This is a genomic window from Pseudomonas aphyarum (assembly GCF_028657055.1).
Classification (GTDB): Bacteria; Pseudomonadota; Gammaproteobacteria; order Pseudomonadales; family Pseudomonadaceae; genus Aquipseudomonas; species Aquipseudomonas aphyarum.
The window spans coordinates 42,056-65,310 of the sequence record NZ_JAMDGS010000019.1; the positions used below are offsets into that span (position 1 = coordinate 42,056).

The 23,255-nt window shown below is 60.0% G+C and carries 17 protein-coding genes; 11 read left to right on the forward strand and 6 right to left on the reverse strand.

Annotated features, from left to right (window positions below; translation table 11 throughout):
- Window positions 1–521 precede the first annotated feature (521 nt).
- The 6 genes from fadB to M5G18_RS26935 all read left to right on the forward strand — a co-directional run bounded on the left by fadB (window position 522) and on the right by M5G18_RS26935 (window position 7,991).
- Window positions 522–2,669, forward strand: a complete 2,148-nt coding sequence (gene fadB, locus M5G18_RS26910; RefSeq protein WP_007953061.1) for a fatty acid oxidation complex subunit alpha FadB — start codon at window positions 522–524, stop codon at window positions 2,667–2,669.
- A 29-nt stretch (window positions 2,670–2,698) separates the two neighbouring features.
- Complete coding sequence (gene fadA / locus M5G18_RS26915; protein ID WP_007953060.1) at window positions 2,699–3,874, forward strand: acetyl-CoA C-acyltransferase FadA; 1,176 nt, start codon at window positions 2,699–2,701, stop codon at window positions 3,872–3,874.
- Window positions 3,875–3,973: 99 nt separating this feature from the next.
- Window positions 3,974–4,210 carry a DUF1653 domain-containing protein gene (locus M5G18_RS26920; RefSeq protein ID WP_007953059.1) on the forward strand — a complete coding sequence of 79 codons (237 nt, stop codon included), beginning with the start codon at window positions 3,974–3,976 and terminating at the stop codon, window positions 4,208–4,210.
- Window positions 4,211–4,324: 114 nt separating this feature from the next.
- Complete coding sequence (gene topA, locus M5G18_RS26925; RefSeq protein ID WP_007953057.1) at window positions 4,325–6,955, forward strand: type I DNA topoisomerase; 2,631 nt, start codon at window positions 4,325–4,327, stop codon at window positions 6,953–6,955.
- 171 nt (window positions 6,956–7,126) lie between these two features.
- On the forward strand, window positions 7,127–7,651 hold the full coding sequence (locus M5G18_RS26930; RefSeq protein ID WP_273900309.1) for a DUF6586 family protein: 525 nt from the start codon (window positions 7,127–7,129) through the stop codon (window positions 7,649–7,651).
- Window positions 7,652–7,757: 106 nt separating this feature from the next.
- On the forward strand, window positions 7,758–7,991 hold the full coding sequence (locus M5G18_RS26935) for a hypothetical protein (protein WP_007953047.1): 234 nt from the start codon (window positions 7,758–7,760) through the stop codon (window positions 7,989–7,991).
- A gap of 86 nt (window positions 7,992–8,077) precedes the next feature.
- On the opposite strand, the gene sulA is transcribed toward M5G18_RS26935, so the two are convergent.
- Window positions 8,078–8,551, reverse strand: a complete 474-nt coding sequence (sulA, locus tag M5G18_RS26940; protein ID WP_273900308.1) for an SOS-induced cell division inhibitor SulA — start codon at window positions 8,549–8,551, stop codon at window positions 8,078–8,080.
- Window positions 8,552–8,561: 10 nt separating this feature from the next.
- The gene (gene lexA, locus M5G18_RS26945; RefSeq protein WP_007953044.1) at window positions 8,562–9,170 is read right to left on the reverse strand and encodes a transcriptional repressor LexA; all 609 of its coding nucleotides are present in this window, start codon (window positions 9,168–9,170) and stop codon (window positions 8,562–8,564) included.
- 230 nt (window positions 9,171–9,400) lie between these two features.
- On the opposite strand from lexA, the gene M5G18_RS26950 reads away from it, so the two are divergent.
- The 3 genes from M5G18_RS26950 (at window position 9,401) to M5G18_RS26960 (ending at window position 12,027) form a co-directional block, all read left to right on the forward strand.
- Entirely contained in the window at window positions 9,401–10,108 is a 708-nt protein-coding gene (locus M5G18_RS26950) for a TetR/AcrR family transcriptional regulator (RefSeq protein ID WP_007953037.1), read from the forward strand.
- 158 nt (window positions 10,109–10,266) lie between these two features.
- Entirely contained in the window at window positions 10,267–11,277 is a 1,011-nt protein-coding gene (gene nagZ, locus M5G18_RS26955) for a beta-N-acetylhexosaminidase (RefSeq protein ID WP_273900307.1), read from the forward strand.
- A 12-nt stretch (window positions 11,278–11,289) separates the two neighbouring features.
- Window positions 11,290–12,027, forward strand: coding sequence for an S-methyl-5'-thioinosine phosphorylase (locus M5G18_RS26960; RefSeq protein ID WP_273900306.1), 738 nt, complete (start codon window positions 11,290–11,292; stop codon window positions 12,025–12,027).
- 42 nt (window positions 12,028–12,069) lie between these two features.
- Here the strand turns inward: M5G18_RS26960 and M5G18_RS26965 are convergent, their stop codons facing one another.
- From M5G18_RS26965 to mfd, 3 genes are read right to left on the reverse strand one after another with little or no spacing between them, the layout of a single operon-like run.
- Window positions 12,070–14,760, reverse strand: coding sequence for a DEAD/DEAH box helicase (locus tag M5G18_RS26965; protein WP_273900305.1), 2,691 nt, complete (start codon window positions 14,758–14,760; stop codon window positions 12,070–12,072).
- 11 nt (window positions 14,761–14,771) lie between these two features.
- Complete coding sequence (locus M5G18_RS26970) at window positions 14,772–15,338, reverse strand: CsiV family protein (RefSeq protein ID WP_007953029.1); 567 nt, start codon at window positions 15,336–15,338, stop codon at window positions 14,772–14,774.
- A gap of 10 nt (window positions 15,339–15,348) precedes the next feature.
- On the reverse strand, window positions 15,349–18,798 hold the full coding sequence (gene mfd, locus M5G18_RS26975; protein WP_273900303.1) for a transcription-repair coupling factor: 3,450 nt from the start codon (window positions 18,796–18,798) through the stop codon (window positions 15,349–15,351).
- 354 nt (window positions 18,799–19,152) lie between these two features.
- Here mfd and M5G18_RS26980 point away from each other — a divergent pair, with 354 nt between their 5' ends.
- A complete protein-coding gene (locus M5G18_RS26980) occupies window positions 19,153–20,616 on the forward strand; it encodes a glyceraldehyde-3-phosphate dehydrogenase (RefSeq protein WP_127799034.1) in 1,464 nt (487 codons plus the stop codon).
- A gap of 65 nt (window positions 20,617–20,681) precedes the next feature.
- Here the strand turns inward: M5G18_RS26980 and tcuC are convergent, their stop codons facing one another.
- A complete protein-coding gene (gene tcuC / locus M5G18_RS26985) occupies window positions 20,682–21,974 on the reverse strand; it encodes an MFS transporter (RefSeq protein WP_007953024.1) in 1,293 nt (430 codons plus the stop codon).
- A 53-nt stretch (window positions 21,975–22,027) separates the two neighbouring features.
- Between tcuC and M5G18_RS26990 the strand changes: the two genes are divergently transcribed.
- Entirely contained in the window at window positions 22,028–23,077 is a 1,050-nt protein-coding gene (locus M5G18_RS26990; protein WP_273900302.1) for an FAD:protein FMN transferase, read from the forward strand.
- Window positions 23,078–23,255 lie beyond the last annotated feature (178 nt).

Genomic DNA, 23,255 nt, shown 5'->3' on the forward strand with positions numbered 1-23,255 from the left:
GCAACGGTGCGAAACGTCTGGCAGACGCGCAATAAAAAGCCCGACATGATTCATCGGGCGGGGTTGGCCAGGCAGGCCGGAAATTCTTTTTGGCGTTGAACCGGAGTCATCCGGTCAGCAAATCTGCGACTGTTTTCCTTCGTAGTCCAGCCAGCGTAGCCTGTTAAACAAGGCTTGCGGTGAATTAGGGCGACTTTTCTAACTATTAATCTTATGAATGCCCTCACATGCAAGCGTGTGTGGCCGGGCTGCGTCTTACAGAAATGACCGCAAAGTCGCATTTCAACCCGTATTTAGGGCGATTGACAATTGTCGGAAATTCCGTGAAGGTGGCGTACCCAAATCAAACGGGCGTATGAATTGAGCGTTTGTATTGCAGACTGCTCCTACAGAATCCCGACTATCGCGTTGGCGGGTGTGCCGGGTGGATGAGTGTCAGCATCGACGAAAAAACGTCCTGCCGAGCCATTTGCCTGCGTCCGACGTGTACTGTTCAGCTTCCATATCGTGGAGATCAGTTGATGATTTACGAAGGTAAAGCCATCACGGTTAAAGCTCTTGAAAGTGGCATCGTCGAATTGAAATTCGACCTCAAGGGTGAGTCCGTCAACAAGTTCAACCGTCTTACCCTGAACGAACTGCGTCAGGCCGTAGACACCATCAAGGCAGATGCTTCGATCAAGGGCGTGATCGTCAGCAGTGGCAAGGACGTGTTCATCGTCGGCGCCGACATCACCGAATTTGTCGACAACTTCAAGCTGCCGGATGCCGAGCTGGTTGCTGGCAATCTCGAAGCCAACAAGATCTTCAGCGATTTCGAAGACCTCAACGTTCCGACCGTCGCCGCGATCAATGGCATCGCCCTGGGTGGTGGTCTGGAAATGTGCCTGGCAGCGGACTACCGCGTCATGTCGACCAAGGCCAAGATCGGTCTGCCGGAAGTCAAACTGGGCATCTACCCGGGCTTCGGCGGCACCGTGCGTCTGCCGCGCCTGATCGGTGCCGACAACGCCATCGAGTGGATTGCCGCCGGCAAGGAAAACCGTCCTGAAGACGCGCTGAAAGTCGGCGCCGTCGATGCCGTGGTTGCTCCTGAAAAACTGCAGGATGCCGCTCTTGAGCTGATCAAGCGCGCCGTCTCCGGCGAGTTCGACTACAAGGCCAAGCGCCAGCCGAAGCTGGAAAAGCTCAAGCTGAACGCGATTGAACAAATGATGGCTTTCGAAACCGCCAAAGGTTTCGTGGCTGGCCAGGCTGGCCCGAACTACCCGGCCCCGGTCGAAGCGATCAAGACCATCCAGAAAGCCGCGAACTTCGGTCGTGACAAGGCGCTGGAAGTCGAAGCCGCAGGTTTCGTGAAACTGGCCAAGACTTCTGCCGCGCAGAGCTTGATCGGTCTGTTCCTGAATGATCAGGAACTGAAGAAAAAGGCCAAGGCCTACGACGAAATCGCCAAGGACGTGAAGCAGGCTGCCGTACTGGGCGCCGGCATCATGGGTGGCGGTATCGCCTATCAGTCGGCTTCCAAAGGTACGCCGATCCTGATGAAGGACATCAACGAGCACGGCATCGAGCAAGGTCTGGCTGAAGCCGCCAAGCTGCTGGTCGGTCGCGTTGATAAAGGCCGCATGACCGCCGCGAAAATGGCTGAAGTGCTCAACGGCATTCGTCCGACCCTGTCCTACGGTGATTTCGGTCACGTCGACCTGGTCGTTGAAGCCGTGGTCGAGAACCCGAAGGTCAAGCAAGCCGTTCTGGCGGAAGTCGAAGACAAGGTCAAAGAGGACACCATCCTCGCGTCCAACACCTCGACCATTTCCATCAGCCTGCTGGCCAAGGCCCTCAAGCGTCCGGAAAACTTCGTCGGCATGCACTTCTTCAACCCGGTGCACATGATGCCGCTGGTGGAAGTGATCCGTGGCGAGAAGTCCAGCGAGCTGGCGATTGCCACCACCGTTGCCTACGCCAAGAAAATGGGCAAGAACCCGATCGTCGTCAACGACTGCCCGGGCTTCCTGGTCAACCGCGTACTGTTCCCGTACTTCGGCGGTTTCGCCAAGCTGGTCAGCGCCGGTGTGGACTTCGTCCGTATCGACAAGATCATGGAAAAATTCGGCTGGCCGATGGGCCCGGCCTACCTGATGGACGTGGTCGGCATCGACACCGGCCACCACGGTCGTGACGTAATGGCTGAAGGCTTCCCGGACCGCATGAAGGACGATCGTCGTTCTGCCATCGACGTGCTTTACGAAGCCAAGCGTCTCGGTCAGAAGAACGGCAAGGGCTTCTATGCCTACGAGGCCGACAAGAAAGGCAAGCAGAAGAAAGTCGCCGATCCGTCGGTACTGGAAGTGCTCAAGCCGATCGTCTACGAGCAGCGCGAAGTCACTGACGAAGACATCATCAACTGGATGATGATCCCGCTGTGCCTGGAAACCGTGCGTTGCCTGGAAGACGGCATCGTCGAAACCGCCGCCGAAGCCGACATGGGTCTGGTCTACGGTATTGGTTTCCCTCCATTCCGTGGCGGTGCGCTGCGCTACATCGACTCGATCGGTGTTGCCGAGTTCGTTGCCCTGGCCGACCAGTACGCTGATTTGGGCGCGCTGTACCACCCGACCGCGAAGCTGCGCGAAATGGCCAAGAACGGCCAGAGCTTCTTCGGTTAAGCGCCCCCAACTAGAGTGAGAGTGAACTTATGAGCTTGAATCCTAGAGACGTCGTGATTGTCGACTTCGGTCGTACTCCGATGGGCCGCTCCAAGGGCGGCATGCACCGCAACACCCGCGCCGAAGACATGTCGGCGCACCTGATCAGCAAACTGCTGGAGCGTAACACCAAGGTCGATCCTGCCGAAGTCGAGGACGTGATCTGGGGCTGTGTGAACCAGACCCTGGAGCAAGGCTGGAACATCGCGCGCATGGCGTCGCTGATGACCCAGATCCCTCACACCTCGGCCGGCCAGACCGTCAGCCGTCTGTGTGGCTCGTCGATGAGCGCGCTGCACACTGCTGCGCAAGCGATCATGACCGGCAACGGTGACGTGTTCGTGGTTGGCGGCGTCGAGCATATGGGTCACGTGAGCATGATGCACGGTGTCGATCCGAACCCGCACATGTCTCTGTACGCGGCGAAAGCCTCGGGCATGATGGGCCTGACCGCTGAAATGCTGGGCAAAATGCACGGCATCACTCGCGAACAGCAGGACGCCTTTGGCGTGCGTTCCCACCAGTTGGCCCACAAGGCGACTGTGGAAGGCAAGTTCAAGGACGAAATCATCCCGATGCAGGGTTACGACGAGAACGGTTTCCTGAAAACCTTCGACTACGACGAAACCATTCGTCCGGAAACCACCCTGGAAAGTCTGGCGGCTCTGAAGCCGGCGTTCAATCCAAAGGGCGGCACCGTGACTGCCGGTACTTCGTCGCAGATCACCGATGGTGCTTCGTGCATGATCGTGATGTCGGCGCAGCGCGCACAGGACCTGGGCATCCAGCCTCTGGCGGTGATTCGCTCGATGGCGGTAGCGGGTGTGGACCCGGCCATCATGGGCTATGGTCCGGTACCGGCTACTCAGAAAGCACTGAAACGTGCCGGCCTGGGTATCAACGATATCGACTTCTTCGAGCTCAACGAAGCGTTCGCCGCACAGGCCCTGCCAGTGCTGAAAGACCTTAAAGTGCTCGACAAGATGAATGAGAAGGTTAACCTGCACGGCGGCGCGATCGCCCTGGGTCACCCGTTCGGTTGCTCCGGTGCCCGTATTTCCGGCACCTTGCTGAACGTGATGAAGCAGAATGGCGGCACCTTCGGGGTGGCCACCATGTGCATTGGCCTCGGCCAAGGCATCTCCACCGTCTTCGAACGCGTTTAAGCGTCTCGTCGATGGAAGCCGGGGCCAAGTGCCCCGGTTTTTGTTTTTGCGGATTTATTTTTGTTTTTATTTTGAAAAAATTTGAGTGAGGGCCGAAGCATGCCGATACAACCTGGGCTCTACCAACATTACAAAGGTCCGCAGTACCGCGTATTCAGTGTTGCGCGGCATTCCGAGACCGAAGAAGAAGTGGTCTTTTACCAAGCCCTGTATGGCGATTACGGCTTTTGGGTGCGTCCCTTGAGCATGTTCCTGGAGTCCGTCGAGGTTGACGGGGAGCAGGTCCCACGCTTTGCTTTGGTGCAAGCCGAACCGAGCCTTTTTTCGAAGCCGTAAGGCGAGTGCGCGCAAAACCCTGCGCTTGACCTCACCTTGTAGCCACTATATATAGCGGTGCCGCGTCAGGCGCCAACCGCCTTTCACTTCTAGAATTCAGGAATTTTCTGATCCATGGGCAAATCGCTGGTCATTGTGGAATCCCCGGCTAAGGCCAAGACCATCAACAAGTATCTGGGCAACCAATACGTGGTGAAGTCGAGTATCGGCCATATCCGAGACCTGCCCACCAGCGGTTCGGCTAGCGCCAGCAAGGAGCCAGCCGCCAAGCGCGGCAAGGCTGCTGCGGGCGAAGCGCCAGCGCTGTCGCCGAAAGAGAAGGCGCGCAAGCAGCTGGTCTCGCGCATGGGTGTCGATCCCGAGCATGGCTGGAAAGCCAAGTACGAGATCCTCCCGGGCAAGGAAAAGGTCATCGAAGAGCTGCGCCGGCTCGCCAAGGATGCTGACACCATCTATCTCGCAACCGACTTGGATCGCGAGGGGGAAGCCATTGCCTGGCACCTGCGCGAAGCCATCGGTGGTGACGACAGCCGCTACAAGCGCGTGGTGTTCAACGAAATCACCAAGAAGGCGATTCAGGAAGCCTTCTCGGAGCCGGGCGAACTCGACATCGATCGAGTGAACGCGCAGCAGGCCCGTCGTTTCCTCGACCGCGTCGTCGGCTACATGGTCTCGCCGCTGCTGTGGGCGAAGATCGCTCGTGGCCTGTCTGCCGGTCGCGTGCAATCGGTTGCCGTGAAACTGGTGGTAGAGCGTGAGCGTGAGATTCGTGCGTTCAACCCGGAAGAGTACTGGGAAGTGCACGCCGACCTCGGCACCGCCAAAGGTTCGACCGTGCGTTTCGAAGTGGCTCGCGAGAAAGGCGAGGCCTTCAAGCCGCTGAACGAAGCCCAGGCTACGGCCGCGCTGGAGAAGCTAAAATCCTCCAGCTACAGCATCGTCAAGCGTGAAGACAAACCGACCAGCAGCAAGCCGTCGGCACCGTTCATCACCTCCACGCTGCAACAGGCCGCGAGCAACCGCCTGGGCTTCGGTGTGAAGAAAACCATGATGATGGCCCAGCGTCTCTACGAAGCCGGCTACATCACTTATATGCGTACCGACTCGACCAACCTCTCGGCTGATGCCGTGGCGATGGCGCGAGATTACATCGAGACCGAGTTCGGCAAGAAGTACCTGCCGGAATCGCCGAACGTCTACAGCAGCAAGGAAGGCGCACAAGAGGCTCACGAAGCGATTCGTCCTTCCGACGCCAACACCACGCCAGCCAAGCTGGCCGGCATGGAGCGCGACGCTGAGCGCCTCTACGAGCTGATCTGGCGCCAGTTCCTGGCTTGCCAGATGCTGCCGGCGCAATACCTGTCGACCACTGTCAGCGTCGCTGCCGGCGACTTCGAGCTGCGCGCCAAGGGCCGCATCCTGAAGTTCGACGGTTACACCCGCGTGCTGCCGCAAATCACCAAGCCTGGCGACGATGATGTTTTGCCGGACATGGCGCAGGGCGACGTGATGAAGCTGATCAAGCTCGATCCGTCCCAGCACTTCACCAAGCCGCCGGCCCGTTATTCGGAAGCCAGCCTGGTGAAGGAAATGGAAAAGCGCGGCATCGGCCGTCCTTCGACTTACGCAGCGATCATCTCGACCATTCAGGATCGCGGCTACGTGACCCTGCACAACCGTCGTTTCTATTCCGAAAAGATGGGCGACATCGTCACCGAGCGTCTGTCGGAAAGCTTTTCGAATCTCATGGACTACGGCTTCACCGCCGGCATGGAAGAGAATCTCGATGACGTGGCCCAGGGTGAACGCGACTGGAAAAACGTGCTGGACGAGTTCTACGGCGACTTCAAGAAAAAACTCGAAGTGGCGGAGAATCCGGAAGCCGGCATGCGTGCCAATCAGCCGGTAATGACCGACATTCCGTGCACCACCTGCGGCCGTCCAATGCAGATCCGTACTGCATCGACCGGTGTATTCCTCGGCTGCTCGGGTTACAGCCTGCCGCCGAAAGAGCGCTGCAAGGCCACCGTCAACCTGGTGCCGGGCGATGAAATCGCGGCGGACGACGAGGGCGAGTCGGAATCCCTGGTACTGCGCGGCAAGCATCGCTGCCCCATCTGCAGCACGGCGATGGACGCCTACCTGCTCGACGAGAAGCGCAAGCTGCACATCTGCGGTAACAACCCGGATTGCGCCGGCTACGAAATCGAAGAAGGCAGCTATCGCATCAAGGGCTACGAAGGTCCGAGCCTGGAATGCGACAAGTGCGGCAGCGAGATGCAGCTCAAGACCGGCCGTTTCGGCAAGTTCTTCGGTTGCACCAACCCGACGTGCAAGAACACCCGCAAGCTGCTGAAGAGCGGTGATGCGGCGCCGCCGAAGATGGATCCGGTGAAGATGCCTGAGCTGAAATGCGAAAAGGTCAACGACACCTACATCCTGCGCGACGGTGCATCCGGTCTGTTCCTGGCCGCCAGCCAGTTCCCGAAAAACCGCGAGACCCGTGCTCCGCTGGTGATCGAGATTCTGCCGCACAAGGACGAGATCGATCCGAAGTACCACTTCCTGTGTGAAGCGCCGCAGAAGGATCCGGATGGCCTGCCAGCCGTGATCCGCTACAGCCGCAAGACCAAGGAGCAGTACGTTCAGACCGAAGTCGACGGCAAGCCGACAGGCTGGAAAGCGTTCTTTGACGGTGGCAAGTGGACGGTTGAAGACAAGCGTCCGGCGAAAGCCAAGGCTTGAGCAATCGCTGATCTGAAGGTGCCCTGACTGGGCATCTTCAACACAAAAGGCCGCATGACAACCTTCGGGTTTTCATGCGGCCTTTTTGTTTAATGCTTGCGGTCGGATCGGCTGATCCATGACACTGTCCGGCCTGTGTGAAGCAATTATTTCGTTGTGGAGAGTGCCGACATGGCCCACGAGCTCTATACCCGTACCAATCAGAAGATCTATTTCGCGGGTTTGTCGCTGGAAGCGCTGGCCAGGGTCGAAGAGGGGCGGGCGATGAATTCGCTGGCGCTGATTCAGGCCGGGCGCGAATCCGCACTGTTTCATCTCTACGGTGCGTTGTTGGGGCTGTGTCATGAAATCGCCGGCTTCTATCGTCTGCCACAAGCCAATGCGTCGCGGGCGGAAACCCTGTTGACCCGCGAAGTGCTGGAGTCGATTGCCATTCCTGAGCTGGCGGAGATGATCGAGCTGGCGGGCAATCGGGAGACCTGGCTGGCTAAATTGCTGGCCGCGCACTCGGCGCTGTTTCAGCCACCGCGGGTGCCACACAAGCCGAAGGGCGATGTGACGCAGCCGTTGATTCTGGCCGTGAATCTGGATGAAGAAGAGGCGGTTGAAGAGCTGAGCCGCGAAGAGCTCGAGAGCTGGCGGCAGAACCTCAAGGGGCTGGCGATCCGTTTCCGTGAAGGCTTGAACGAGTGCTGAGGGGCTGTGGACTGGCGGCGACGAGAGGCGTGCTGCTGGTCAAGATCCCGAGCGAAGCCTGAATGATGTCTATATAATCCCTGCCTTTCGTGGAGAACAGACCTATATGCCAACGTCCTTTCTAGAAATTGTCGAGCTACCAGACGGCCGAATCGAACTGCGCAGGGCCGAGGACGAGGGTTCTCTGGTGACTCTGGATTTCTCCGAGGATGCCAAGGCGTTTCTGCAGGGTCAGCACGTTGAAATTGCCAAAGCCATGTTGAGCGTCGGCGTGCAAATGGCGGGGCGTATGGTTGAAGGCGAATTCGATAAGGATGAGGGGCCGCGGGTTCTTCATTGATCCGCTGTCTGTCAGTTACTGCTCCAGATCGGCTTCTCTATCCCTGGAGAAGCCCTGCGCTTTACATGGCGCGCATTGTTGCTGAATCACCTCAAACGAATGTTCAGGCTTTGAGCGTCCCCGGTGCGGGCGGCGCTGATCAGCTGTTGCCGTGACCCTGCGCTCAGTGGGTTCAGCCACGTGACGACCGTGTGGCTACGGCCCAGGCGTAGTGCTTCGCAGGCCAGTTGCTGAGCGCTTTGGGCGCCGCGCGGTTGTAACAGCAGGATGCGTTCGCGATTCAATCCTGCGTCGCGTAGCCAGGTCTGGGTCAGGCTGGCAGGCGGTGCAATCAGGGTCAGCCAGCGTGCGTCCTGATCCTCGCTCAATTCGCGAAGAATCGGTGCCAGCAAGTTCAGGCAGTTCCCGGCCGCGCCGCGCAGTGACAGCTCGCTGAACGCTTCAGGTTCGGTATTCCACGGACGCTCGACGACATCCTTGAGCATGGGGGCGAGCGGTTGCGCCAAAAACGCTTCGAACAACGGCAGTTGTGTTTGCTGAGGTGCGTGTGGGAACTGCATAAAGCCTCCTTTAGCGGCGGATGACGCCGACACTCAAGCCTTCGATGACCAGTTCCTGGTCTTTCAGGTTGACTTCGATAGGGGCGAACTCGGGGTTTTCGGCAATCAGCCAGACTTTGCTGCCGTCACGCTTGAAGCGTTTGACGGTGACTTCGTCGCCGATCCGCGCAACCACGATCTGACCGTTGCGGGCCTCGCGGGTGGTGTGAACCGCCAGCAGGTCGCCGTCGAAAATACCGATGTCCTTCATACTCATGCCGTGGACGCGCAACAGGTAGTCGGCGCGCGGATGAAAGAAGGCCGGATTGATATTGCAGGACTCTTCGATGTGCTGCTGGGCGAGAATCGGCGCGCCGGCAGCCACTCGACCGATGATCGGCAGGGTGGATTCGTCGACCTTGGCTTCGAAGCCAGGGATGCGAATGCCGCGAGAGGCACCGGGAGTCATCTCGATCGCGCCTTTGCGGGCAAGCGCTTTGAGATGCTCTTCGGCCGCGTTGGGCGATTTGAAACCCAGTTCCTGAGCGATTTCCGCACGGGTCGGCGGGTAGCCGTTGTCTTCGAGGCAGCGTTTGATAAAGGCCAGAATCTCGGCTTGGCGTGGCGTCAGCTTAAGCATATTGATCGCTCTGTCTTTTTATACAGTGACTGGGATTATATACAGTGAAGCGGTCTTGGCAATGATCGTTTTTTGCCATGCCGCCGGACGGTCAGTGACGACGCTGATTAATGTGGCGTCCTTGTTGTGGTTAAATAACTGACCGACCATTCCCAAAACGAACTGGCAGGCTTGACAAGGCATAGGCTGAAACGTATGTTTCAAACAAGTGTTTGTCAGGCGGAGTAGCCATGGCCCAGTCGGAAACCGTTGAACGCATTCTTGATGCTGCAGAACAGCTGTTCGCGGAAAAAGGTTTCGCTGAAACCTCATTGCGTCTGATCACCAGCAAGGCAGGGGTCAACCTCGCTGCGGTGAACTATCACTTCGGCTCGAAGAAGGCGCTGATCCAGGCGGTTTTCTCGCGCTTCCTCGGTCCGTTCTGCATCAGCCTCGACAAAGAGCTGGAGCGCCGCCAGGCCAAGCCAGAGAACAAACCTTCGCTCGAAGAGCTGCTGGAAATTCTCGTCGAGCAGGCGCTGGTGGTACAACCACGCAGCGGCAACGATCTGTCGATCTTCATGCGCCTGCTCGGTCTGGCATTCAGTCAGAGCCAGGGCCACCTGCGTCGTTATCTGGAAGACATGTACGGCAAGGTATTCCGTCGCTACATGTTGCTGGTGAACGAAGCCGCCCCGCGCATTCCTCCGATCGAACTGTTCTGGCGCGTGCACTTCATGCTCGGTGCCGCAGCATTCAGCATGTCGGGAATCAAGGCTCTGCGTGCGATCGCCGAGACCGATTTCGGTGTCAACACCTCCATCGAACAGGTGATGCGTCTGATGGTGCCGTTCCTGGCAGCCGGTATGCGTGCCGAAACCGGCGTCACTGACACGGCCATGGCCACCGCGCAGTTGCGACCACGCAGCAAATCCGCACCGGCACCTGCCAAGGTTTAACCGTCCATGGGTGGGCGCGGCAGCTGACATCCGCTAAGCTAGCCGCCCATGTCGACTCTCGTTCTGAACCCGTTTCTCATTGAAATCACCGACCCGCCGGGCAATACCCCGGGCGGTGATTTCGTGTGCGACGGGTTTTTCGTTTTCAAGGAATCTCTATGACTGCTGGCCTGCAAGGCTCGTTGATGGTGGACGTCGCCGGTACCTGGCTGACGGCCGAAGATCGCCAATTGTTGCGCCAGCCCGAAGTGGGTGGCCTGATCATCTTTGCCCGCAACATCGAGCATCCGCGCCAGGTGCGCGAGCTGAGCGCGGCGATCCGTGCCATTCGTCCTGACTTGCTGCTGGCGGTGGATCAGGAGGGCGGTCGCGTTCAGCGTCTGCGTCAGGGCTTCGTCCGTTTGCCAGCCATGCGCGCCATCGCTGACAACCCGAACGCCGAGTATCTGGCCGAGCAATGCGGCTGGATCATGGCCACCGAAGTGCTGGCGGTCGGACTCGACCTGAGCTTCGCGCCGGTGCTGGATCTGGATTACCAGCGCAGCGCCGTCGTCGGCACGCGCTCGTTTGAAGGTGACCCGGAGCGCGCCGCGCTACTCGCCGGTGCTTTCATCAAAGGCATGAACAACGCCGGCATGGCCGCCACCGGCAAGCATTTCCCTGGCCATGGCTGGGCGGAAGCCGACTCCCACGTCGCAATCCCCAACGACGAGCGCAGTCTTGAAGAGATCCGCGCCAACGACCTGGTGCCGTTCGCCAAGCTGAGCAAGCAACTGGCCGCCGTCATGCCTGCCCACGTGATTTATCCGCAAGTCGATGCACAGCCCGCCGGTTTCTCCCGGCGCTGGTTGCAGGACATCCTGCGCGGCGAGCTGCAGTTCGACGGCGTGATCTTCAGCGATGACCTGTCGATGGCCGGCGCACATGTGGTTGGCGATGCCGCCAGCCGTATCGAAGCCGCACTCAGCGCCGGTTGCGACATGGGCCTGGTGTGCAACGACCGAGCAGCCGCCGAACTGGCCCTGAGCGCCGCGCAACGCATGAAGGTCAAGCCGTCGCCGCGCATCGCGCGCATGCGCGGTCAGGCGTTCGCCAACACCGAATACCGTCAGGATCCGCGCTGGCTGACCGCTGTCGGCGCGCTCAAAGACGCTCAACTGATCGATTAAGGATTTTTCGCTATGACGGTTTACGCAATCATCGGCGGCACCGGCCTGACCCAGCTGGAAGGCCTGAGCATTCGTCAGTCGCTGGCGGTGGATACGCCTTATGGCGCGCCATCGGCCGAAGTTCAGATTGGCGAGTATGCCGGCAAGGAAGTGCTGTTCCTCGCTCGTCACGGTCACCCGCATCGCTTTCCGCCGCACAAGGTCAACTACCGCGCCAACTTGTGGGCGTTGAAGCAGGCCGGGGCTGAAGCGATCATCGCGGTCAACGCCGTGGGTGGGATTCATCCTGCAATGGGCACCGGACATTTCTGCGTGCCGCATCAGATCGTGGACTACACCAGCGGTCGCGAGCACACCTATTTCGCCGATGATCTGGAACATGTCACACACATCGACTTCAGCTTTCCCTACAGCGAACCGCTGCGTCAGCAACTGATTGCTGCGTTGGCCGCCGAAGGTTGCGAGTACAGCGATCAGGGCGTTTACGCCTGCACCCAGGGCCCGCGACTGGAAACCGTGGCCGAGATCGTGCGTCTGGAGCGTGACGGTTGCGACATCGTCGGCATGACCGGCATGCCGGAAGCGGCGCTGGCTCGTGAGCTGGATCTGGATTACGCCTGTCTGTCGCTGGTGGTGAACCCGGCGGCGGGCAAAACCACTGAAGTGATCACCATGGCCGAGATCGAGCAGGCGTTGCACGATGGCATGGGCAAGGTGAAATCGACGTTGGTGCGCGTACTCAAGGGCTGAGTCTGGCTCCGCAATGACGTGAATGAACAGGCGCTGAAAATCTCAGCGCTTTTCAAACTTGTCCGGCAACGGCGCAAACAGCGCCTCGATATCGTCACTCTGCAGCTTCCAGTCCCCGGCCTTGCGCCCATCCAGCACGCCGGCCGCCAGGTCGGATTTTTCCTTCTGCAAGTGCTGAATCTTCTCTTCGACCGTGCCCCGGGCAATCATCTTGTAGACGAACACCGGCTTTTCCTGACCAATGCGATACGCGCGGTCGGTTGCCTGATTTTCGGTCGCCGGATTCCACCACGGATCGTAGTGAATCACCGTATCCGCTTCCGTCAGGTTCAGACCCACACCGCCAGCCTTCAGGCTGATGAGAAAGATCTGACGCTTGCCGCTCTGGAATTCCTTCACCGGTGTACGCCGATCACGGGTCTGTCCCGTCAACAGCGCATAGGCGACATTGCGTTTTTTCAGCTCGTCCTCGATCAGTGACAGCATCGAAGTGAACTGCGAGAACAGCAGAATCCGCCGACCTTCCTCAAACAATTCCTCAAGCATTTCCATCAGGCTGTCGAGCTTGCCCGACGTGCTACCACGGGCGGGCAGGGTGGCGTCGTTGACCAGACGCAAATCGCAGCAGACCTGACGCAGCTTGAGCAGCGCCTCGAGAATGATGATCTGACTGCGCGCCACGCCTTTGCGGGTGATCTCGTCGCGAACCTTCTTGTCCATCGCCAGACGCATGGTTTCGTACACGTCGCGCTGCGCTTCGTTGAGCTCGACCCAGTGGATGATCTCTGTTTTCGGTGGCAACTCAGTCGCGACCTGCTCCTTGGTGCGGCGTAGCAGGAACGGTTTGATCCGGCCGTTGAGGTGTTGAAGTCTGACTTCGCTCGCGCGCTTTTCGATCGGCACACGGTAATCGGCGTTGAAGCTTTTTACGTCGCCGAGCCAGCCGGGCAGCAGGAAGTGAAACAGCGACCACAGTTCGCCCAGGTGATTTTCCAGCGGCGTCCCGCTGAGGCACAGGCGCTGACGAGCATTGAGTTCACGGGCAGCCTGGGCGGCTTTGCTGTTCGGGTTCTTGATGTACTGCGCCTCATCCAGCACCAGTACATGCAGCGGCTGCTGGGCCAGACGTTCGACATCCTTGGGCAGCAGCGCATAAGTGGTGAGGATCAGGTCGTATTCGGCCAGATGCTCGAAATGCTTTTTACGACTGGCGCCGTACAGCGCGACAACCTTGAGCTGTGGCGTGAAGTGCGCCGCTTCGTCCAGCCAGTTGGGAATCAGGCTGGTAGGCATCACCACCATGCACGGCCGATCCAGGCGTCCAGCGTTCTTCTCGCTGAGAATATGCGCCAGTGTCTGTAGGGTTTTACCCAGGCCCATGTCGTCCGCGAGAATCCCGCCGACCTCAAGTTGCCGCAGCGACTGCATCCAGCTCAAGCCTTCGAGCTGATAAGGACGCAGCGTTGCATTCAGTCCCTTCGGTGCTTTGGCGCTGTAGTCGCGGATGTCGCGTAGGCGCTGGGCGAAGCTGCGAATCTGCTCGCCACCCTCCCAGAGCAGGGGAATGCCTTCCAGCGAATTCAGGCGCGTGGCGTCGGCCTTGCTCAGGCGCAGGGTGGTCTCGCCCGGTTCCTGCAAATAAAACTCGCCAAGGGTCGCCAGTACCGGTTTCAGCCGGCCGAGGGGCAGGGCGACCTGCAGTGGCCCGTGCTCGCTGTTGCGTTGCGGGATGTTCACCAGAATCAGCTCATCATCGCGACGGCGGGCGAGACGTTCCGGGTTGAGGATTTCCGTGTGCGAGCGCATCAGATTGAGCAGGATCGGCAGCAGGCTCAGACGCTCGCCGTTGACGATGATCCCCAGCTCCAGATCGAACCAGTCGCGCTCCGGCGTCTGCTCGACGGTGGCGTACCAGTCGTCGACGGCGGTCAGGTCGAAACCGAACTCATCGTCGACCAGCAGCTCCCAGCCTTGGGTGCGTAGCTTCGGCAGATCGTTGAGGGTGAAGGTCAGCCAGGCGCTGTCGTTGACCATCTCATAAAGTTCGCCGGCGCTTTCCGGCAGAGCCTTGCTCTGGCGGGTGGCGATGCGGAAACCGAGAATTCGCAGCTGCTCGCGGTAGCTTTGTTCGACGTCCGGGTGGCGTTTGACTCGCAGGGTCTGGGCTTCCTGACGAATCAGGATGTCGCTGTTTTTCTGCCCGCTGACGTATTCGTCGAGGTAACTGAAGGACAGCGCCGCGCGATGCTGGATGTAACGCTGCATCTTGCCGTTGCGCGGTTCGAACGCGCTGAACTCGACACTCGCCAGCCACAGGCGCGGCACCGGTTGCACGTTGTCCACCAGCACTTGCGGTGGCGCCTTCGGGCTGCGGTTTTCCAGCACGGCCTGGAGTTTTTCCAGCAGTTCGGCGTCTTTGGCAGCGGCGGGGTATTCGAGGGTTTCCTGCACTTGCAGCAGCACCGCCGCGCAGTGCTTGCAGTTGCTGTGCACCGGGCAGGTGCACGTGGCGTCGACCATCAACAGTGTGCCTTTGGCTGACTCGCGCAAGTGAATCGTCTGACGGTAGACGTTGCCACCAGAGCCTTCGCAGCTGGCGGTAATGGTCGCATCGCCGACCTGCACGAATCGCACCCGGTTTTCCAGCGCGTAGCGGCGGCCGCGCTCCAGGCTTTGTTCCTTGAATCGGCTGACCCAGGAGGAGGCCAGCGGTTTACTCAGTGGCGGGGACATAAGGACTTCGATCAGTCCGGAACGACTTCAGGCGCTTCCCGAGGCGCGGGCGCCGTCAGTGAAGTGATCTTGATCAGCAGGGCCAGGTGGCCGTTATCGAGGTAGTTGAGTTGGCCATTCTTGGTGTGGCTGTCCTGTTTCAGGCGCTCGCTGGCGGTGACCATGCCGTTGGCGTCGATCTGGTTGACCCAGAAGTCGGCGTTCACGTCGGTGAAGCGACCGAGCTTCATTTCAATCGTGCCTTCGATCGGGAACTGGCCGAACTGCTCCTGACCTTCGCTGACTGCGACCTTGGCTGGCGTCTCGCCAAGGGTCTGCTGCCAGGCTTTATGCATCAGCACGCTGTACTCGCCGCTGGCGGTAAGTTTGGTCACAACATCGTTCAGCGCCGGGGTGCGTTTACTGTCATCGCCCAAACGTTGGGCGCCGGCCGCCCAGTCTTCCGGTGCGGCACGGCTGACGATTGCCGGCACGGCGTTCTGGCGTACCAGAATCATTTCGACCTGATACAGGTCATCGGCAAACGCCGTAGGTGCCACCAGAGTCAGTAGCAAAGTCAGAGAGCGAAACAGGCGCATGCGGCGTCCTTCAAGCAGTTTTCGGGATGAGGCGCTCGAACAGCGCCTCCACAGTATTAAAGCGCTCTTCCGGGCGCTCCATCGGCACCTGGAACTTGAACATCGTGGCGCCTTCGAATTTGTAGCGTTTTGGCTGGCTCTGGATCAGTTTGATCAGGGTCATCGGGTCGACCGGCGTCTGCGCCGCGAACTCGATGCGTCCGCCTTGCGGGCCGCCATCGACTTTCTTGATGCCCAGCTGCTCGGCCTGCAATTTCAGCGCCGTGATGCGCACCAGATTCTTGGTCGGTTCCGGCAACAGGCCAAAGCGGTCGATCATCTCCACTTGCAGATCCTTCAGGCCTTCTTCGTCGGTGGCCGAAGCGATGCGCTTGTACAGGATCAGGCGTGCATGCACGTCCGGCAGATAATCTTCCGGAATCAGCGCCGGTACCCGCAGGTTGACCTCCGGGCCACCGCCGAGCGGTTGATCGAGGTTCGGCTGTTCGCCCTTGCGGATCGACTTCACCGCGCGCTCGAGCATCTCCATGTACAGCGTGAATCCGACCGCCTGAATCTGCCCGCTCTGACCGTCGCCCAGCAGTTCGCCGGCGCCACGGATTTCCAGGTCGTTGGTGGCCAGCACGAAGCCCGCACCCAGATCCTGAGTATTGGCAATCGCCTCCAGGCGTTTTTCCGCATCGCCGGTGATTTGCTGGCGCGGCGGGGTCAGCAGGTAGGCGTAAGCCTGGTGATGGCTACGACCAACGCGACCGCGCAACTGGTGCAACTGCGCCAGACCGAACTTGTCGGCGCGCTCGATGATGATGGTGTTGGCGCTCGGCACGTCGATGCCGGTCTCGATGATGGTCGAGGCGATCAGCACGTTGAAGCGCTTGTGGTAGAAGTCGCTCATCACCTGTTCGAGTTCGCGTTCGCGCATCTGCCCGTGGCCGATGCCGATCCGCGCTTCCGGCACCAGTTCGGCCAGGTCGGCGGCGCACTTCTCGATGGTTTTCACGTCGTTGTGCAGGTAATAGACCTGACCGCCGCGCAGCAGCTCACGCAGCAAGGCCTCTTTGACCGTGCTCTTGTTCTGCTCCATGACGAAGGTGCGCACCGACAGGCGTCGCGCCGGCGGCGTGGCGATGATCGACAGGTCGCGCATGCCCGACACCGCCATGTTCAGCGTGCGCGGAATCGGCGTGGCGGTCAGCGTAAGAATGTCGACTTCGCTGCGCAGGGCTTTGAGCTGTTCCTTCTGACGGACGCCGAAACGGTGCTCTTCGTCGATGATCACCAGTCCGAGGTTTTTGATCTTGACGTCGTCCTGCAGCAGCTTGTGCGTGCCGATGACGATGTCGATATTGCCTTCGGCCAATTCGGCTACCGCAGCGTTCACTTCCTTGGCCGACTTGAAACGGCTCATCACTTCCACGGTCACTGGCCAGTCGGCGAAGCGGTCGCGGAAGCTGTTGTAGTGCTGCTGGGCGAGCAGGGTGGTCGGCACCAGAATCGCCACTTGCTTGCCACCATGCACGGCGATGAACGCGGCGCGCATGGCCACTTCGGTCTTGCCGAAGCCGACGTCGCCGCAGACCAGTCGATCCATCGGTTTCGGCGCGAGCATGTCTTCGCGCACGGCTTCGATGGTGGATTGCTGGTCCGGGGTTTCTTCGAACGGGAAACCGGCGCTGAAGGTCGCGTAGTCGGCCTTCGGATCGGCGAACGCATAACCTTCGCGGGCGGCGCGACGGGCGTAGATATCGAGCAGTTCGGCAGCCACGTCGCGCACTTGCTCGGCGGCCTTGCGCTTGGCTTTCTGCCAGGTCTCGGAGCCGAGGCGGTGCAGCGGAGCCAACGCATCGTCGCTGCCGGTGTAACGGGCGATCAAATGCAGGTTGGCCACCGGCACGTAGAGCTTGGCATTCTCGGCGTATTCGAGGGTCAGGAATTCGGCAGCCTGATTGTCGATTTCCAGAATCGTCAGGCCGAGATAACGACCGACACCGTGGTCGATGTGCACCACCGGCGCGCCTTCGCGCAGCTCGGTGAGGTTCTTGATCACCGCATCGTTGTTGGCGTCGGCGCGTTTTTCGCGACGACGACGCTGCATCACGCGCTGGCCGAACAGCGGACTCTCCGCGACCAGTGCCAGCGCCGGGTGGTCCAGCATCAGGCCTTCGTCGAGCGGGGCGATGGTGATCGCCAGGCGATCCTTGCTCGCGACGAAGTCCGGCCAGCTGTCGACGGTTTTCGGGCGCAGCTTCAGGCGATCCAGCAACTCCAGCAGCACTTCGCGACGGCCCGCGGATTCGGCGGTGAACAGCACGCGACCCGGGAACTCGTCGAGGAAGGCCGACAGCGCGGCCAGCGGCTGGGTGGCCTTGGCTTCGATCGCCAGGTTCGGCAAGGCCTGCGCCGGAAAGCGCTCACGACCGGCGCCGGATTCAACGTCCTGCTGACTGGCGACCACGCGCGGCCAGTTCTTCAGGCGGGCAAAGCAGTCTTCCACCGGCAGGAACAGTTCGGCCGGCGGCAATAGAGGACGGGATGGATCGACGCGACGCTCTTCATAACGATTGCGCACATCATTCCAGAAGTTTTCCGCCGCCTGCTCGATGCCCGGCAGCGAGAACACTTGCGTGTCCTGCGGCAGGTAATCGAACAGGGTCGAGGTTTCTTCGAAGAACAGCGGCAGGTAGTACTCGATACCGGCCGGTGTGATGCCGCTGCTCAGGTCCTGGAAGATCGGGCAGCGACGGAAATCGACGTCGAAACGCTCGCGAAAGCGCGCCTTGAAGCGGGTGACCGCGTCTTTCTGCAGCGGAAATTCTTTGGCCGGCAGCAGCTTGACCGAATCGACCTTGTCGATGGAGCGCTGGTTTTCCGGATCGAAGGTACGCAGGGTTTCGATTTCGTCGTCGAACAGGTCGATGCGATAAGGCAGTTTGCTGCCCATCGGGAACAGGTCGATCAACGCGCCACGCACCGTGAACTCGCCGTGCTCGTAGACCGTGTCGACGTAGCGATAGCCGCTGGCTTCGAGCCGCGAGCGCATTTGCTCGACATCGAGTTTCTGCCCGACATCCAGCACCAGGCTGCTGCCGAGCAGGAATTTGGTCGGCGCCAGACGGTGCAGGGCGGTGGTGATTGGCACCACCAGCACGCCATGTTCCAGCTCCGGCAGTCTATAAAGGCTGGCGATGCGCTGGGAGATGATGTCCTGGTGCGGCGAAAACAGGTCGTAGGGCAGGGTTTCCCAGTCGGGGAAATGCAGTACCGGCAAATCCGGGGCGAAGAAACTCAGCTCCTGCTCCAGCCGTTCGGCACTCTGGCTGTCGGCGGTCAAAAGCAGCGTGAAGCGCTTGGCAGCGCTGGCAGCCTCGGCAATCGCCAGGCTCAGGGCGGCACCGGGGAGGTTGCCCCAGTGCTGTTTACCTGCCGCGGCAGGGAGAAGCGGTAGACGCAGAACAGGCACGGAAGGTTGAGCTCCAGGCGTTGCGACAAAGTCGGTAATTGTAGCGGCGTCCGGTGCCGCCTGTCAGTTGCAGGATGCGTCTATCTGCGCTGTTTGGGAAAAATGTAGTGGTAACCATAAAAACCAGCGCTTTTTTTACGGTTATGTAGTGCCAAATGTCGGTGGTGTTACGGAGGGTTACAGACATCGTCTAACAGTCGTCGAAAAAATGGCTGCGCTGGAAGCCCCGGTTTTACTGGGCTGGCGGGGAGCGTTATTTTTTTGGACGGATTTTTGTTACCGATTGCGCGACAAGCGCGCATTGCTACAAGAGGTTCTCGGCGGCATAATGTAGCCCCTTTTTTCTGCCCCTACATGTGGAAGGTTACCGTGACTCAGAAGCCCGACCAGTGTCTTGGTGAATGGATCGACCGTGAAGCACTCGCAGAAGCGATGATTCCGCTTATCGGTCAGCTCTACCGCAACAACAACGTGGTGAGCTCGATCTATGGCCGCAGCCTGATCAACCAGTCTGTCATCGCGATTCTCAAAGCTCACCGCTTTGCTCGCCACCGCTCTGCCGACGACAGCGAACTCTCCGTCCACGAAACATTCCCGCTGCTCAAGGCCATGAGCGAGCTCAAGCTCGGCGCGGCCTCGGTAGATCTGGGCAAACTGGCGTACAAATTCCGCAACGAAGGCAACGGCCGCACCGCCGAGCAATTCGTTCGCGAAGAAATGGCTGACGTGGTTGGCCAGCAAAACGCTTCGGCACGCAAAGGCACCGACGTTGTGCTGTACGGCTTCGGTCGTATCGGCCGTCTGCTGGCACGTATCCTGATCGAGAAAACCGGTGGCGGCGACGGCCTGCGTCTGCGTGCCATCGTGGTGCGCAAGGGCGCCGAAAACGACCTGACCAAACGCGCCAGTCTGCTGCGTCGCGATTCGGTACACGGTTCGTTCAACGGCACCATCACCATCGACGAAGAAAACAACACCATCACCGCCAACGGCAACCTGATCCAGGTTATCTACGCGAAGAACCCTACCGAAGTGGATTACACCCAGTACGGCATCAAAGATGCGCTGCTGGTGGACAACACCGGTGTATGGCGTGATGCCGATGGCCTGGGTCAGCACTTGCAGTGCCCGGGTATCGACCGCGTTGTTCTGACCGCGCCTGGCAAGGGCAAGCTGAAGAACATCGTTCACGGTATCAACCACAGCGAAATCACTGCTGACGACAAGATCGTGTCCGCCGCTTCCTGCACCACCAACGCCATCGTGCCGGTGCTGAAAGCCGTGAATGACAAGTTCGGCATCATCAACGGTCACGTCGAAACCGTTCACTCGTACACCAACGACCAGAACCTGATCGACAACTTCCACAAGGGCGATCGCCGTGGCCGTAGCGCCGCGCTGAACATGGTGATCACCGAGACCGGTGCTGCCACCGCTGCTGCCAAGGCCCTGCCTGAGCTGGCCGGCAAGCTGACCGGTAACGCGATCCGTGTTCCGACGCCGAACGTGTCGATGGCCATTCTCAACCTGAACCTTGAGAAAGCCGCCTCCCGTGAAGAGATGAACGAGTACCTGCGCTACATGGCGCTGCACTCCGATCTGCACAAGCAAATCGACTTCGTCAACTCGCAGGAAGTGGTTTCGACCGACTTCGTGGGCTCGCGCCACGCCGGTGTGGTCGACGCTGAAGCGACCATCGTTCAGGACAACCGCGTTGTTCTGTACGTCTGGTACGACAACGAGTTCGGCTACAGCTGCCAGGTGATCCGCGTGATGGAAGACATGGCCGGTGTAAACCCGCCAGCGTTCCCGCGCTAAGCCTTGGCTGCAAATGAAAACGCCCCGACTTAGGTCGGGGCGTTTTTGTTTGTGCGCGATTTGCCTTAGCGGGGGATGGCGGCTTGCGCTGTGCGCAGTTCGTGCCTGTTGCCACGGAACAGCACCAGTGTGGCGATCAGGCCCAATACGGCTGCGCCACTGAGCCAGATGCCCGGTGCCGCCTTGTTGTCCAGCACATGGATCAGATAAGTGCAGGCCGCCGGCGTAAATCCGCCGAAGGTTGCGGTCGCCAGGCTGTAGGCCAGCGAGAAACCGGTCGTACGAACTTCCACCGGCATGATCTCGGTAAGCGCCACCACCATCGCCCCGTTGTACGAGCCGTACAGGAACGACAGCCACAACTCGACGATCAGCAAATGGCTGAAGCTCGGGTTCGCCACCAGCCACGACAACGCCGGGTAAGCGGTCAGGATCGCCAGAATCGTCGCCGCCAACAGTAGGGGTTTACGCCCGACCTTGTCAGATACCGCGCCCATCACCGGCAGCCAGAAGAAGTTCGACAGACCGATGCACACGGTCACCAGCAACGCATCGAAGTCCGACAAGTGCAGTTCCGCCTTGCCGAACGTCGGCGTGTAGGCGGTGATCAGGTAGAACGACACCGTCGTCATGACCACCAGCGCCATGCCGGCGATGACGATGCCAAAGTTCTGACCGATCGAACGGACGATTTCCTGCAGGGTAGGGCGATGTTTGCGCGCCTGGAACTCCGGGGTTTCCTCCAGCGAGCGGCGGATGACGAAAATCACCGGGACGATCATGCAGCCGATCAGGAACGGCACGCGCCAACCCCATTCGCCCATCTGTTCCGGGCTCAGCCAGTGGTTGAGGCCGACACCGAGCAGCCCGGCAAATACCACCGCTGCCTGCTGGCTGGCGGACTGCCAGCTGACGAAAAAGCCCTTGCGGCCCGGAGTGGCGATTTCCGCCAGATACACCGACACACCGCCCAGTTCCACGCCGGCCGAGAAACCTTGCAGCAATCGGCCGAACAGCACGATCAGCGGCGCGGCTACCCCAAGGGTGGCGTAGCCCGGCACGCAGGCAATCAGCACGGTGCCGGCCGCCATCAGGGCCAATGTGATGATCAGGCCCTGACGTCGGCCGTGACGGTCGATGTAGGCGCCGAGAAAAATCGCCCCCAACGGGCGCATCAGGAAGCCTGCGCCGAACGTGGCCAGGGCGAGCATCAGGGAAGCGAAGGCGCTGTCGGTGGGAAAGAAGGTCTTGGCAATGGCCGTGGCGTAGAAGCCGTAGACCATGAAGTCGAACATCTCGAGAAAGTTGCCGCTGACAACGCGAAAAATCGCCTTGCCTTTGCCGGTCGTGGAGGACATGGGTAGGTACTCACTCTAAATCTTGTAAGAAAGCGTTGCGCTCGTAGCCCATAATGGCCGGCGCGGTTTTGCGGGGAGATGAAGAATTGTTAACTGGACGGTGGGGGATTCTCGTGCTGCTGACCGGCTTTTTGTCCGGCTGCGGCAGTGGCGATTCCCTTGAGACTTTCGGCGGCCCGACGATGGGCAGCACCTATTCGATCAAGTACGTGCGCCACGCCAATCTGCCTGCCCCGCAGGAGGTGCGTGTCGAAGTGGAAAAAGTCCTCGCGGACGTCGACCGGCAGATGTCGACTTACCGCGCAGACTCCGACATCTCGCGCTTCAATGCATTGCCGGCTGATCGCTGTCAGGTCATGCCCGCGCCGATCCTTGAATTGATCCGCGTGGGCGAGCAGCTGTCGCAACAAAGCGAAGGCTCCTACGACCTCACGGTAGAACCGCTGATGAATCTGTGGGGGTTCGGCCCGCAGGGGCGTGAAGAAAAAGTCCCGGATGCGGCGGCGCTGGCCGAAGTGCGGCAGCGAGTCGGTCATCAGCACCTGCGCATCGACGGCGACCGGTTGTGCAAGGACGCGGCGGCCGAGGTGGATTTCAACAGCATCGCCGCCGGTTACGCAGTCGACACCATTGCCGCGCGGCTCGAGGCCCTGGGCATTCATGATTACCTTGCCGAAGCCACCGGCGAGCTAAAGGCATCCGGCAAGAAGCCCGATGGTTCGCCATGGCGTATCGCTCTGGAAGAGCCGCGTGACGATCAGCAAGTGGCAGAGCGTGTCATTAATATCGATGGCTACGGCCTGTCCACGTCCGGCGACTACCGCAACTATTTTCAGCAGGATGGCCGGCGCTATTCCCACACCTTCGATGCCCGGACCGGGGCGCCCGTCCTACACGATCTGGCGTCGGTCACGGTGATTCATCCTTCAGCGCTGATGGCCGATGGACTATCGACGCTGTTGCTGATTCTCGGGCCTGAAAGGGCCTGGGACTATGCCGAAAAACACGACATTGGTGCATTCTTTGTGATTCGTGCCGATACAGGTTTCGTCACACGCACCAGTCACGCTTTCGAACGGCTCAGTGGCGCAAAAGTTGACTGAGAACAGTACGAAAGCTGGCGTTGTAGTGCAGGCAAAAGTAGCCTACGACGCGACCAAGGGTTAATGTGCGCGGCGTTGACGCTTCTATAGACTGTGTCCGGGTTTTCTACTGGCCCCCAATTGTTCCTTCGCGCCGTCGTTCGGCGTGATTTAGCCGCCGGTGCTGCTGGCACCGCGG